Source organism: Allobosea sp. CER48, from assembly GCF_044752385.1.
In the GTDB taxonomy this organism is placed as follows: Bacteria; Pseudomonadota; Alphaproteobacteria; order Rhizobiales; family Beijerinckiaceae; genus Allobosea.
This window is the reverse complement of sequence record NZ_JBIWYK010000039.1, coordinates 1-12,759: the sequence shown is the minus strand read 5'-3', so window position 1 is coordinate 12,759 and position 12,759 is coordinate 1. Positions and strand designations below refer to the sequence as shown.

The following is a 12,759-nucleotide window of genomic DNA, read 5'->3' as shown; positions in this document are numbered from 1 at the left end:
ACAGGCCGGCGCCCTCAGAGCAGTCCTTCGTTGCCAGCCAGCGTCTTCAGATTGACATCCGGCCGGGCGCCGACATGGGAGATGATCTCGGCCGCCGCCAGCGCGCCGAGGCGCAGCGAATCGCGGACTTCGCGGCCCGAGGTCAGGCCGTACAGGAAGCCTGCCGCGAAGAGGTCTCCGGCACCCGTCGCGTCGACAACGCGATCGACCGGGAAGACGGGCTCTTCGACGATGCCTTCCGGCGTAACCGCCAAGGCGCCCTTCTCCGAGCGGGTAACGACCGCGAGGATGTTCTCCGAGCGCAGCCAGGACAGGGCCGTGTCGAAATCCGAGGTCTCGTAGAGGCTCTTGAGTTCGTGCTCGTTGGCGAAGACGAGATCGACCATCCGGTTGCGGATCAGGCCGACGAATTCGTCGCGATAGCGGTCGACGCAGAAGGAATCGGAAAGCGTGATGGCAACGCGGCCTCCGGCGCGGTGCGCGATCTCGGACGCCTTGCGGAAAGCCTCCTTCGCTGCCGGCGGGTCCCAGAGATAGCCTTCGAGATAGATGATGTCTGCATTCTCGACCGCCTTCTCGTCGACATCCGCGACGGAGAGGCCCTGGCAGGCGCCGAGATAGGTGTTCATCGTGCGCTCGCCATCCGGCGTCACGATGATGAAGGAGCGTGCTGTGGCCGGGCCGTCCGTCGCGTCGGCCGTCCCGAAGGCCACGCCGAGCGAGGTCAGGTCATGGCGATAGAGCTTGCCGAGCTCGTCGGCCTTGACCTTGCCGATGAAGGCGCCCTTGCCGCCGAAGGAAGCAAGGCCGGCGATCGTGTTCGCCGCCGAGCCGCCCGAGATCACGCGCGCCGGCCCCATGGCCGCATAGAGCGACTCGGCGCGAGCCTCGTCGATCAACATCATCGCGCCCTTGGTCAGCTTCTGTGCCGCCAGGAAATCCTCCTCGGCCGCAGCCAGGACATCGACGATAGCGTTGCCTAGGGCGAGGACATCCGTACGGGTGTTGGTCATGGGCTGGCTTGTCCGGGATTACGCGGCGGAAGTGCCGGAAAGGAAGATCCCGGCGTGTCGCATCGACGCGCAGGCGGGTCAAGCGCAGCCTCGTCTAGCCCGCGTTGCGGCGGGCTGCAGCTTCGTCGAGAATCGCGGCGAGCCGGCGCAGATCCTCGCTCTCCAGCTCGGCGATATCGCGTGCGAGGCGATTGGCGAAGAGCGTTGCCTCGGAATCAAGGCCGGCCGTGTCCACGGTGACCCGCGGGTGGGAGAGATCGGCGAGACGGATGAGCTCGTCGGCTTCGTCCCAGATCACGCCGAGCAGATGGATCGCGCCCTGTATGAGGGTGAAGGTCGGCCGCCCCCGCTTGCCGTGTTCGAGCGCCGAGAGATAGGCGGGCGTGACGCCGAGGCCCGCGGCCATGTCCGCCAGGGTGAGGCCCCGCCGCTCCCTGAGTTCTCGCACGCGTCGCCCGAAAGGCGTCACGGCCCGTGCTCCCTGAGCCGCCTGAGGCGGACATAGAGCGCGCCGGACCCGCCATGGCGCTGCTCGGCCTCCTCGAAGCCCAGAACGAGCGGGCGGAGCTCCGAGAGCCTGAGCCAATGCGGCACCATGCGGCGCAACACGCCGCGCTCCTCGCCGAAACGCGCCGGGGCCGGACCTCCCTTGCCGGTCACGACCAGCACGATGCGGGTGCCGCGGGCCTGTTCGCGGCGCAAGAACCCATGCAGCGCGAAATGCGCCTGGTCCTGGCGCATGCCGTGGAGATCGATGACCGCCTCTACGCTCTGCTGGCCGCGGCGCAGCTGCGTACGCAGACGGCGCTCGATCGGCGCAAGTGGTGGCGCTGCGGGCGCTATCCTGGCCACGACCAGTGACGTCGCCAGCAGCGCCGTTTCGGGCGCAGGGGCTGGTGCCGGCGATGCAAGGATGGGTTCGGGCTCGATCGGGGCCCGGCCGGGCAGCGGCTTGACCGAGCGCGCCACCTGTCGCCAGAGCGCGATATCGGCCTCCGTCAGCGTCTTGCCCCGGCGCGACCGCATTTCAGCGCGGCCAGAGCACGGTAAAGGCGACGGGATGGCGGATGAGCCCGGCGCGGTGGCCGGCTGCCGCACCGGAGCCAACGAAAAGGTCCATCCGGGCTGGCCCGAGGATGGCCGAGCCGGTGTCCTGAGCGATCATCAGCCGCGCCAGCTGCTCGTCGCCGCCCGTGCCGTCAGGAATCATGGTGTCGATCCAGACCGGCAGGCCGTACGGCCAGACGTTGCGGTCGATGGCGATGCTGCGCAACGGCGTAAGCGGCAGGCCGGCGCCGCCGATAGGGCCGCTCTCCGCCGGCAGATCATCGCGGCGAGCGAAGAAGACGAAGGACTTGTTCAGGCGGATCAGATCGCGCGCGAAGACGGGATCGGCCTTCAGCCGCGCGATGAGCCTGTCCATCGTCATCTGCTCGGGCGGAATGTCCTCGCGCTGGCTGAGCACGCGGCCCAGCGACGTATAGGGGTGGCCGTTCCGGCCGGAATAGGTCAGCCGGGTGACGGAACCGTCGGGCAAGCGCACCCGGCCCGAGCCCTGCACCTGCAGCACGAAGCGATCCACCGGATCGCGCAGCCAGAGGATCTCGAGCCCCTGTCCGTCGAGCGCGCCGGTCTCGATCGCCGTTCGGTCCGGAAACGGCTCGAGGCCTCTATCAGTGCGGCGCGCGGCGGACAGAGCCTTGTCGAGTCCGGGCCAGTCATCTTCAGGGAAGCGCGTGACAAGGTCCTTCGGCCGGTCGTAGAGCGGCGTCGGGAAGGCATCGTTGCGCGTCGGCGAGCCTTCGAACTCGGGCTCGAAATAGCCGGTGGTGAAACCCTTCTCGGTGCCGGCGGGACGGATTCGCCAGAAACTGAAGTTCTGCTCGAAGAAGCTGCGCGCATCGTCCCGGCCGATCGCTCCCTTCGCAGCCAAGGCCTTCGCGCTGTCGCAAGCCGTGGCAAGGGCACCGGGCAAGGGCACGGCCTGGCGCAGCGGCGGGTCCGCCATGCAGCCGCGCACGAAGACGGCGAAAGCCCGGACGTGATCGTCCCGGGCCCAGCCAGCGATCTCATGCGGGGCGACCTGATCGGCGCGGGCGCCCTCAACCAGTGGAAATGGCGCAGCCGAGGCCGTCATGGATGCGAGCCCGGCTGCCGCCGAAAGCGCCAGCGCGAAACCGGCAGCACAGTTCACGCGGCCGATTCGGTAGCGACCAGCAGCCAGTTCGGATCACGGCTGCCGAGCTGACGCGAGAACGTCCAGATATCGTTGACCTCGGAGACCTGATCGGCGCTGCCGTCGACGACATTGCCCTGAGCGTCGCGGGTGACGCTGATCAGCTGCGAGATGAAGCCGATGGTCACCTGCGCAGTCTTGCCCTTGACCTCGACGGCCGCGAGGTCGGCCTTGTCGATCGAGACGAAGTTCGATTCAGCCTTCTCGCCGCGCTTCTCGCGCTCGGTGATCGCCTGCTCGAAGCCCTCATAGACGTCCTTGGCAAGCAGGCCCTTCAGCATCTTGCGGTCGCCGCGGGCGAAGGCCGTTACGATCGCCTCATAGGCCGCCTTGGCACCGGAGACGAACTCATGCGGATCGAAACCCGGCTCCTGGCGGATGATCGCCTCGATACCGGCGCTGACCGGTGAATCACCGGGAGCCAGATCCTTCCAGCGCTCGGCTGCCGGCTGCTCGGCGGCCACGGGATCGTTGGCCGCTCCCGGCAGCCTGATCACGTTGTCGCGCTTCTCGGGGGCCTGCGCCTGGTCGGGCCGCATCGGCGGCGTCTCACGGCGCGCGAACGGGTCCTTTGGCTGCTCATGACCAGTCTTCTGACCGAGCACGGAACGCAGCTTCCAGGCGACGAAAACGGCCAGAGCCAAGAAGACCAAAGTCGTCATGTCGAAGGAATTTTGCATCGAAGGCTGACCCGTGGCTCCCCGTCATTACTTATAGCCTCGCCGCGCGACCGCGGCAGGCCTTAGCCGTCATATGGTAAGACAGGCTCGTAACATCCACCCCCCGCGTTGTGAAGGCGACTTCTTGTGCCAACCCGGCGTCCATGATAGCCGACGCGCGCGTCGCTCCGGAAATATGGGGCGCAGTCCCGAACGCCGGCAATGGCGCGGGATTTCCCGAGACAGCCTGCCAGAACAAGATGGGACCGATGGCCAACGAACTTCCCAACGGAAATGGCACGGGCGCTGCTGATGCGGCTCCGAGCCTCAACGCTCTCGTGCAGTACACCAAGGATTTCTCCTTCGAGAATCCGAAGGCGCCGCGCTCGCTCGCGCAGCAGGACGCTCAGCAGGGTCCGCAGATGTCGCTGCAGGTCAATGTCGGCTCGACCGCGCTCGGCGACAACGACTACGAGACGGTGCTGCGCCTGGAGGGCAAGGCCGAGCTGAAGGGCGAGACGCTCTTCGCCTTCGACCTGAGCTATGCCGGCGTCTTTCGCCTGCAGAACATCCCGCAGGAGCATGTCCACCCCGTGCTGGTGATCGACTGCGCCCGTCTGCTCTTCCCCTTCGCGCGCCAGATCGTCGCGGAGGCCGTGCAGAACGGCGGCTTCCCGCCCTTCTACATCCCGCCGATCGATTTCGCCGCGCTCTACCAGCAGCGCATGCAGGAGCTGCAGGGGCAGGCTGGCGCCACCGCCAACTGACAGCCGTCCTCAAGGCGTGACCACATTCGACGAAAGGGCCCTCTGCGGGGCCCTTTTTTCGTTTGTTGCGGATTATTGTTGCCCTTGCGAAGGCTGCCACCCCTCTCCATGTGCCATCATGCAACGGCGGACGCCCCGGCAGGGACGCCCGCCTTTTCCTTGTTCGATGGAGACCCGATGGACCACCTTCTGACGCTTGCCGCCGACCCCGCCGTATGGGCCGCGCTCGGGGCACTGATCGCCATGGAGGTCGTGCTCGGCATCGACAACCTGATCTTCATCTCGATCCTGACCAACAAGCTGCCGGAACATCAGCGCTCGAAGGGCCGCAAGATCGGCATCGGCCTGGCGCTGATCCTCCGCCTGGCCCTTCTCAGCACCGTCGCATTCATCGTCACGCTGACCGCCCCGGTCTTCTCGGTCTTCGGACAGGCCTTCTCCTGGCGCGATCTGATCCTCATCGCCGGCGGTCTCTTCCTGGTCTGGAAGGCGACGAAGGAGATTCACCACAAGGTCGACCCCGATCCGGAATCCGTCCTTGCCGAAGGCGGGCGTGCGGTCACGCTGAGCTTCGGCAGCGCGATCTTCCAGATCCTGCTGCTCGACCTGGTGTTCTCGATCGACTCGATCATCACCGCCGTCGGCATGACCGAACATGTGCCGGTGATGGTGATCGCCGTGCTCGTCGCCGTCCTGACGATGCTGCTCGCCGCCGACCCCCTGGCGCGATTCATCGACAAGAACCCGACCATCATTATGCTGGCGCTGGGCTTCCTGCTGATGATCGGCGGCACGCTGATCGCGGAGGGCTTCGGCGTGCACGTGCCGAAGGGCTACATCTACGCGGCGATGGCCTTCTCGGCCCTGATCGAGGCGCTCAACATGCTCTCGCGTCGCAAGACGCGCAGGGACACCCAGGGCTGATTGTCTGGAGAATGGGCGACGCCGCCTACTGCGCCGCGTCGTCCGTGATGCCCAGATAGCCTTTCCAGAGCGGCGCCTTCAGCGAGCCGAGGATAAAGGCCTGATGGGCCTCGAGGGCCGCCTCGTCGAGCCGCGGCGCCAGCGGCCGCTGCCGCTGCGGCTTCTCGATGGAAACCACTGCGAGGCCGCCGCGACCTGCCGCGGCCTCCACACCCAGGCCGAGCGATGCCTGCTTGCCACCGATCAGCTCGATATAGACCTCGGCCAGAATCTCGGAATCGAGCAAGGCGCCGTGCTTGGTCCGCCTGCTGTTGTCTATGCCGTAGCGCGAACAGAGGGCGTCGAGACTGTTCGAGGCGCCCGGATGCTTGCGACGAGCCATCGACAGGGTGTCGACGACCAGCGCCTGCTCGATCGGCGGCAGGCTCAGCCGCTTGAACTCCATGTTGATGAAGCCGACGTCGAAAGCGGCATTGTGGATCACGAGCTTCGCCCCGGCGATGAACTCGGCGAACTCCTGGGCGACGGCGGCGAAGACCGGCTTGTCCGACAGGAACTGTTCCGAGAGGCCGTGAACGTTGAAGGCCTCGACCGGCATCGACCGCTCGGGGTTGATGTAGACGTGGAAGGTGCGACCGCTCGGGCAATGGTTGACCAGCTCGACGCAACCGATCTCGACGATGCGGTCGCCGTTGTTGGCTTCGACGCCGGTGGTTTCGGTATCGAGAACGATCTCGCGCATCGCTTCAGGACCTCATCAAGATCTGCCGGCCGCGCCGCGCCCGGGACGGCCGGCGAGCGCTTTCAGGATAGAGCCGACCTCACGCCCCGCGGCCACGAGTCCACGGGACGTGTCCACAAGGAAATGGGCGTGCCGGCGCTTCTCGGCATCGGGCATCTGGCGGGCAAGGATCGCGTCGAGCTTCTCCGCAGTCATGCCGGGACGCGCAAGCACGCGCTCGCGCTGAACCGGGGCCGGGGCCGTCACGACGAGAACCGCATCGCAGCGCGCTTCACCGCGGGTCTCCAGGAGCAGCGGCACATCGATGATGGCGAGCCCGCTGCCTTCTCGCCGGCAACGCGCGATGAAGGCGTTCTCCTCCTCCCGCACCAGGGGATGGATGATCGCCTCGAGCCGTCGTAGCGCGTCCGGTTTGCCGAGCACGGCCGCACCGAGCCGCGCCCGATCGACCACTCCGTCGACGACCGTGCCCGGAAACGCAGCCTCGATCGGCGCAGCGGCACGCCCGCGATGCAGCCGGTGCACCGCCGCGTCGGCATCGTGCAGCCGCACGCCCTGTGCCACGAAGAGCCCGGCCGTCGTCGATTTTCCCATTCCGATCGAGCCCGTAAGGCCCAGCACGAAGGTCATGCTCTCTCCGCCGAATCAGGCTTTCAGGATATCGGCTTCGATCAGCGCGCGAAGCGCCGGCGTCACCTTCGGCGTCACGCCGAACCACCGGGTAAAGCCGGGTGCCGCCTGATGCAGCAGCATGCCGAGCCCATCGACCGGGATGCCGCCCCGGCGCTCCGCATCCGCCAGCAACGCGGTCTTCAATGGCGCATAGACGATATCGTCGACGATGGTGCCCGGCCGCAGCCCCGAAAGATCGATTTCCAGCGCCGGTTTGCCCTGCATGCCGAGAGCAGTGGTATTCACGATAAGGTCGGCCAGGCCGACCAGCCGGTCGCGCTGCCCCCAATCCCCGGTTTCCAGCGGACGTCCGAGGGCAGCGGCCAACTCGTCAGCGCGCTCGCGGCTGCGGTTCACGATGAGGATCCGCCCGACCCCGCGCGACCTCAGGCCGTAGCAGATGCCGCGCGCCGCGCCGCCGGCGCCGAGAATCAGAGCGGTTCCGACCCGCCCCTGCCAGCCCGGCACCGTCGCGTCGAGATGGGCGAGAAAACCGGGAACATCGGTATTGTCGGCCAGGATCCGCCCGCCATCGCGCCAGAGCGTATTGACCGCGCCGACGGCCCGGCCGGCATCGCTGATCCCGTCGACCAGTGCCATCACCGCCTCCTTGTGCGGGACCGTGACATTGCCGCCGGCGAACTCGCCATCGCGCAGGCGTGCGATGAAGCCAGGCAGCTCGGACGGCGCGACGTCGACCCGTTCATAGGAACCCGCGAGCTGATACTGGCGCAGCCATTCGCCGTGGATCAGTGGAGAGCGTGAATGGGCGATGGGATGCCCGACGACGAAGCAGCGAGGTGACATGGGATAGTCCGGTCAGCGGGCAAGGCAGCCGAGGTCCCGCAATGCAGAGAGCACGGCGAGTAGCGGCAGGCCCAGGATTGTGAAGTGGTTGCCTTCGACGCTTTCGAAGAGCTGTGCGCCCAGGCCCTCGAGCTGATAGCCGCCGACGCTGGCAAGAGCGGCAGAACCCACGAGCTCGACATAGCGTCCGACAAAATCGGTATCGAGCGCGCGCATGGACATCCGCGCCGTCTCCTGCCCTTCGGCGATCGGCGCGCCGTCCCGCGCCAGGACAAAGGCGGAGTGGAGCTCATGTGTCCTCCCGGCGAGCGCCATGATCTGCTCCGCCGCCGCGAAACTGTCGACCGGTTTGTGGAAGGCCTCCCCATCGCAGGTCAGAGTCTGGTCGGCGGCGAGGATAAGGCGGCCGGGTCGCATGTGCGAAACGGACAGCGCCTTGGCGCAGGCCAGAGCGGCAGCAACCTGATCCGAAGGCACACCCTGCCCGACCAGTGGATGTTCGACCGCGCGCTCGTCGATCTGCGGTTTGAGCACCTCGACCGGAATGCCGGCCGCGATCAGCATGTCGCGCCGGGTGATGCTTCCGGAGGCGAGGATCAACGGCTCGGATTCGAGCCAGAGGCTGTCTGGCATGATCATGTCGCGATGAACTTCATGCGATGGTCGCGTAGCAGGTCGAGGATAGACGCCGCGGTCTCTTCGATCGAGCGTCGCGTCACATCGATCACCGGCCAGCCCTTGCGCGCGCAAAGCCGGCGCGACTGCGAGACCTCGTCGGCGACCGCTGCCGGATCGACATAGGCGGTCTCTTCATCGGCCCGCAGGGAGAGAAGCCGGTTCTGGCGAATCTGAACGATGCGATCGGGGCTTGCGATCAGCCCGACGATCAGCGGCCGCTTGGCGCTCTCGAGCTCCGCAGGCAGGGGGATGTTCGGCACCAACGGAATGTTCGCGGTCTTGATGCCGCGATTGGCGAGATAGATGCTGGTCGGTGTCTTCGACGTCCGGCTGATACCGACGAGGATCACATCGGCGCCATCGAGATCGCCGCCCATCTGCCCGTCGTCATGGAGGAGCGTGTAGTTCATCGCATCGATGCGCCGGAAATACTCGGTATTGAGCACGTGCTGCGCGCCCGGCTTCGTCGCCGAGGCCTGGCCTAGATAGGACTGGAAAAGCGACAGAACCGGCTGCAGGACGGAGAGGCACGGACAGCCGAGCTCCCGACAGAAGGTCTCCAGCTTCTCCTGCCATTCCGGTTCGACCAGCGTGTAGAGCACCACGCCCGGCGAGGACTCGATTTCGGCGAGAACGCGCGCCAGCTGCGCCTCGGACCGTACCAGCGGATAGACGTGCTCGATCGCCGACACGCTCTCATACTGGGCCGCGGCGGCGCGGCTGACAGCAATCAGGGTCTCACCGGTCGCGTCCGAAACCAGATGCAGATGAAAATAGTTGCGGACCACGGCATCCCCCGGCCTGAAGCACTCCCGTCATCATCTAGCGCGCTTTCGCGCCGACCGGAATCAGGCATTCGACGCCGATGGGCAGGCCGGGATCGGGAGCTTATCCACTGCCGTGGGGAGCAGTGTGGACAACCCGGCCATTTCCGGGCCCGGACGCGTCCGTCTGTATAACTGCCTCCGGCCATCAACAGACGCCGAATTGTGCATGGTTAAGGAAGTGTTTCACGTGAATCATTTTGGCCATGCCGAAGTCGGCGGCGGATTCCAACCCGTTAACAAAGCCTTAACGAGCTACAGCTGAGGGTGGACCCCCGCGACCCGCTGTCCCACCATCTGTGGAACGGTTGTGGACAGAATTGCGCCGGGCTATCTCCCCCGTCCAAGAGTCAAAGAAAGAGAATCTTTCATAGAATCTCTTTTAAATGAGGATACGGGATGACCCCGCCAGCCCTTCCGGCAACCAGCGCAACGCCGCTCTTTCTCCGAGCCCTGGCCGGAGAGACGCTCGCCGTGCCTCCGGTCTGGCTGATGCGCCAGGCCGGGCGCTATCTGCCGGAGTATCGCGAGGTGCGGGCGAAGGCGGGCAGCTTCCTGTCCCTCTGCTATAACCCCGAGCTCGCAGCCGAGGTCACGCTGCAGCCCATCCGTCGCTTTGGCTACGATGCCGCGATCCTGTTCTCCGATATTCTCGTCGTGCCGCAGGCGCTGGGACAGAAGCTCTGGTTCGCCGAGGGCGAAGGCCCACGCCTCGATCCCGTCGCCGATGCCGCGAGGCTCGCTGAAATCGATGCCGCGGCCGATGGCGCCAAGCTCGACCCGATCCTGGAGACGGTTCGCAGGGTCCGCGGTGCCCTGCCTCACGAAACCGGCTTCATCGGCTTCTGTGGCGCTCCCTGGACGGTGGCGACCTATATGGTTGCCGGCAGGGGCACGCCGGATCAGGGACCGGCAAAGACGCTGTTTGCCCACGACCCGGAACTCTTCCAGGCGATCATCGATCGCATCGTGGCGGCCTCCGTCGTCTACCTGAATGCGCAGATCGCCGCCGGCGTCGATGCCGTGCAGATCTTCGACAGCTGGGCCGGCGCCCTCGGACCGGATGACTTCAAGCGCTGGTGCGTCGCGCCGACGCGGCAGATCGTCGATGGCGTCCGCGCCGTGCATCCGCAGGCGCGCATCATCGGCTTCCCGCGCGGCGCCGGTCGACAAATCCCGGATTATGTCGCAGGCACGGGCGTCGATGCCGTCGGGCTGGAAACCGATATCGATCGCGCGTTTGCGCGCGACGCGATCCAGTCGAAGCTGCCGGTGCAGGGCAATCTCGATCCGCAGATCCTCCGGGCCGGTGGTCCGGAACTCGAAAGCGAAATCGAGGCTATCCTGTCAGCTTTCGGCGGCGGGCCGTTCATCTTCAATCTGGGGCACGGCATCCTGCCGGATACGCCCATCGCCCATGTCGAGCGGCTGCTGAAGGCCGTGCGGGGCTGAGGATCAGGACATGTATGAGTGGATCAAGGCCTTCCACGTCGTCGCGGTCATCTCCTGGATGGCGGGCATGCTCTATCTGCCGCGGCTGATGGTCTATCATGCCGAAGCGCAGACCGGCTCGATCCAGTCCGAGACCTTCAAGATCATGGAGCGCCGGCTACTCAAGGGCATCATCAATCCCGCGATGATCCTGACCTGGGTCCTCGGCCTCTACCTCGCGTGGTATGCCTTCGGCTTCAAGGGCGGCTGGCTCCACGCCAAGCTGCTGCTGGTCGTCATCCTCTCCGGAATTCACGGCGTCCTGGTGAAGCACGTCCGCGCCTTCGCGCAGGACAAGAACCAGAAGCCGGCGCGCTACTTCCGCATCATCAACGAGGTACCGGCCGTTCTCATGCTCGGCATCGTGATTCTCGTCGTCGTGAAGCCGTTCTGACGGCCGCCATCGTTTCCGCTTGAGCCCGGCCGCGATTCCCGCTATCAGGGCGTTGCGCTTCTCCAGCGTCCTCCCTGTTGTCGACGGTTCGTGAGCCACCTGCCCTAGCAGCAGCTCATGGCGCGCAGCTACTCCGCGCAGGTCCGGCAAGGACCCAAGTCGATCAATCCAGTACCGTCCCTACCCCTGCGGTCCCGCAGGGTGTTCACGATCCGGGTGCCCCATGCGGGAAATCAAGCTTCAAGAGCTCAAGAGCAAGTCGCCGACCGAACTGCTGGCCTTCGCCGAGGAGGTGGAGGTCGAGAACGCCAGCACGATGCGCAAGCAGGAGCTGATGTTCGCCATCCTGAAGCAGCTCGCGGCTCGCGAGACCGAGATCCTCGGCGAGGGTGTCGTGGAAGTCCTGCAGGACGGCTTCGGCTTCCTGCGCTCCCCGGATTCCAATTACCTGCCGGGCCCGGACGACATCTATGTCTCGCCGTCGCAGATCAGGAAGTTCGGTCTGCGCACCGGCGACACGGTCGAGGGACCGATCCGCAGCCCGAAGGACGGCGAGCGCTATTTCGCCCTGCTCAAGGTCAACACGGTCAATTTCGAGGACCCGGAGAAGATCAAGCACAAGATCCACTTCGACAACCTGACGCCGCTCTATCCGGACCAGCGGCTCAAGCTCGAGGTTCAGGATCCCACGAAGAAGGATTTCTCGCCGCGCGTGATCGACATCGTCGCGCCGATCGGCAAGGGTCAGCGCGCGCTGATCGTCGCGCCGCCGCGCACCGGCAAGACGGTGCTGCTGCAGAACATCGCGCAGTCCATCACCACGAACCATCCCGAGTGCTACCTGATCGTTCTGCTGATCGACGAGCGCCCGGAAGAAGTCACCGACATGCAGCGCTCGGTGAAGGGCGAAGTCGTGTCGTCCACCTTCGATGAGCCGGCCTCGCGCCACGTCCAGGTCGCCGAGATGGTGATCGAGAAGGCCAAGCGCCTGGTCGAGCATGGCCGGGACGTCGTTATCCTGCTGGATTCGATCACGCGCCTTGGCCGCGCCTACAACACCGTTGTCCCGTCCTCCGGTAAGGTCCTGACCGGCGGTGTCGACGCCAACGCACTGCAGCGGCCGAAGCGCTTCTTTGGTGCGGCCCGCAATATCGAAGAGGGTGGATCTCTTACGATCGTTGCGACGGCGCTCATCGACACGGGTTCGCGCATGGACGAGGTGATCTTCGAAGAGTTCAAGGGCACCGGCAACTCGGAAATCGTGCTCGATCGCAAGGTGGCGGACAAGCGCATTTTCCCGGCCATCGACATCCTCAAGTCGGGCACGCGCAAGGAAGAGCTCATCACGCCGCGCTCCGACCTGCAGAAGACCTATGTGCTCCGCCGCATCCTCAACCCGATGGGGCCGCAGGACGCTATCGAGTTCCTCATCGACAAGCTGCGGCAGACCAAGCAAAACTCCGAGTTCTTCGACTCGATGAATACCTGACGCGACACACGCACTCTGTGCGATCGATTCGCCGCCGTACCAATTGCCTGAGTGCGATTGGTA

Annotated in this window: 15 protein-coding genes; 5 read left to right on the top strand and 10 right to left on the bottom strand. The window is 65.7% G+C overall.

The window, feature by feature from the left end; genetic code table 11:
- Positions 1-14: 14 nt before the first annotated feature.
- From ACIPIA_RS03160 to ACIPIA_RS03140, 5 genes are all read right to left on the bottom strand, one after another.
- On the bottom strand, positions 15-1,013 hold the full coding sequence (locus ACIPIA_RS03160; protein WP_400506592.1) for an adenosine kinase: 999 nt from the start codon (positions 1,011-1,013) through the stop codon (positions 15-17).
- Positions 1,014-1,107: 94 nt separating this feature from the next.
- Positions 1,108-1,482, bottom strand: coding sequence for a helix-turn-helix domain-containing protein (locus tag ACIPIA_RS03155; RefSeq protein WP_400506590.1), 375 nt, complete (start codon positions 1,480-1,482; stop codon positions 1,108-1,110).
- Positions 1,479-2,039 (bottom strand): Smr/MutS family protein, encoded by a 561-nt coding sequence (locus ACIPIA_RS03150; protein WP_400506588.1) that lies wholly within the window; start codon positions 2,037-2,039, stop codon positions 1,479-1,481. Before ACIPIA_RS03150 ends, ACIPIA_RS03155 begins: the two co-directional genes overlap by 4 nt.
- A gap of 1 nt (position 2,040) precedes the next feature.
- Positions 2,041-3,207, bottom strand: a complete 1,167-nt coding sequence (mltA, locus tag ACIPIA_RS03145) for a murein transglycosylase A (RefSeq protein ID WP_400506586.1) — start codon at positions 3,205-3,207, stop codon at positions 2,041-2,043.
- Positions 3,204-3,929 (bottom strand): Tim44/TimA family putative adaptor protein, encoded by a 726-nt coding sequence (locus ACIPIA_RS03140; RefSeq protein WP_400506584.1) that lies wholly within the window; start codon positions 3,927-3,929, stop codon positions 3,204-3,206. Before ACIPIA_RS03140 ends, mltA begins: the two co-directional genes overlap by 4 nt.
- Positions 3,930-4,177: 248 nt before the next feature.
- Here ACIPIA_RS03140 and secB point away from each other — a divergent pair, with 248 nt between their 5' ends.
- Positions 4,178-4,675, top strand: coding sequence for a protein-export chaperone SecB (gene secB / locus ACIPIA_RS03135; RefSeq protein ID WP_400506582.1), 498 nt, complete (start codon positions 4,178-4,180; stop codon positions 4,673-4,675).
- A 177-nt stretch (positions 4,676-4,852) separates the two neighbouring features.
- A complete protein-coding gene (locus tag ACIPIA_RS03130) occupies positions 4,853-5,599 on the top strand; it encodes a TerC family protein (protein WP_400506580.1) in 747 nt (248 codons plus the stop codon).
- Between the two features lie 25 nt (positions 5,600-5,624).
- Here the strand turns inward: ACIPIA_RS03130 and dnaQ are convergent, their stop codons facing one another.
- The 5 genes from dnaQ to ACIPIA_RS03105 are packed head-to-tail and all read right to left on the bottom strand — an operon-like array spanning position 5,625 to position 9,286.
- Positions 5,625-6,341 (bottom strand): DNA polymerase III subunit epsilon, encoded by a 717-nt coding sequence (gene dnaQ / locus ACIPIA_RS03125; protein ID WP_400506578.1) that lies wholly within the window; start codon positions 6,339-6,341, stop codon positions 5,625-5,627.
- Between the two features lie 15 nt (positions 6,342-6,356).
- A complete protein-coding gene (coaE, locus tag ACIPIA_RS03120) occupies positions 6,357-6,971 on the bottom strand; it encodes a dephospho-CoA kinase (protein ID WP_400506576.1) in 615 nt (204 codons plus the stop codon).
- A 15-nt stretch (positions 6,972-6,986) separates the two neighbouring features.
- A complete protein-coding gene (locus ACIPIA_RS03115; protein WP_400506574.1) occupies positions 6,987-7,820 on the bottom strand; it encodes a shikimate dehydrogenase in 834 nt (277 codons plus the stop codon).
- A 12-nt stretch (positions 7,821-7,832) separates the two neighbouring features.
- The gene (locus ACIPIA_RS03110; protein WP_400506572.1) at positions 7,833-8,453 is read right to left on the bottom strand and encodes a Maf family protein; all 621 of its coding nucleotides are present in this window, start codon (positions 8,451-8,453) and stop codon (positions 7,833-7,835) included.
- Positions 8,454-8,455: 2 nt separating this feature from the next.
- Entirely contained in the window at positions 8,456-9,286 is an 831-nt protein-coding gene (locus ACIPIA_RS03105) for a pyruvate, water dikinase regulatory protein (protein ID WP_400506570.1), read from the bottom strand.
- Between the two features lie 435 nt (positions 9,287-9,721).
- On the opposite strand from ACIPIA_RS03105, the gene hemE reads away from it, so the two are divergent.
- The 3 genes from hemE (at position 9,722) to rho (ending at position 12,696) form a co-directional block, all read left to right on the top strand.
- The gene (gene hemE / locus ACIPIA_RS03100; RefSeq protein WP_400506569.1) at positions 9,722-10,774 is read left to right on the top strand and encodes a uroporphyrinogen decarboxylase; all 1,053 of its coding nucleotides are present in this window, start codon (positions 9,722-9,724) and stop codon (positions 10,772-10,774) included.
- A 10-nt stretch (positions 10,775-10,784) separates the two neighbouring features.
- The gene (gene hemJ, locus ACIPIA_RS03095; RefSeq protein ID WP_400506567.1) at positions 10,785-11,207 is read left to right on the top strand and encodes a protoporphyrinogen oxidase HemJ; all 423 of its coding nucleotides are present in this window, start codon (positions 10,785-10,787) and stop codon (positions 11,205-11,207) included.
- Between the two features lie 223 nt (positions 11,208-11,430).
- Positions 11,431-12,696 carry a transcription termination factor Rho gene (gene rho / locus ACIPIA_RS03090; RefSeq protein WP_112579100.1) on the top strand — a complete coding sequence of 422 codons (1,266 nt, stop codon included), beginning with the start codon at positions 11,431-11,433 and terminating at the stop codon, positions 12,694-12,696.
- The last annotated feature ends 63 nt before the right edge of the window (positions 12,697-12,759 follow it).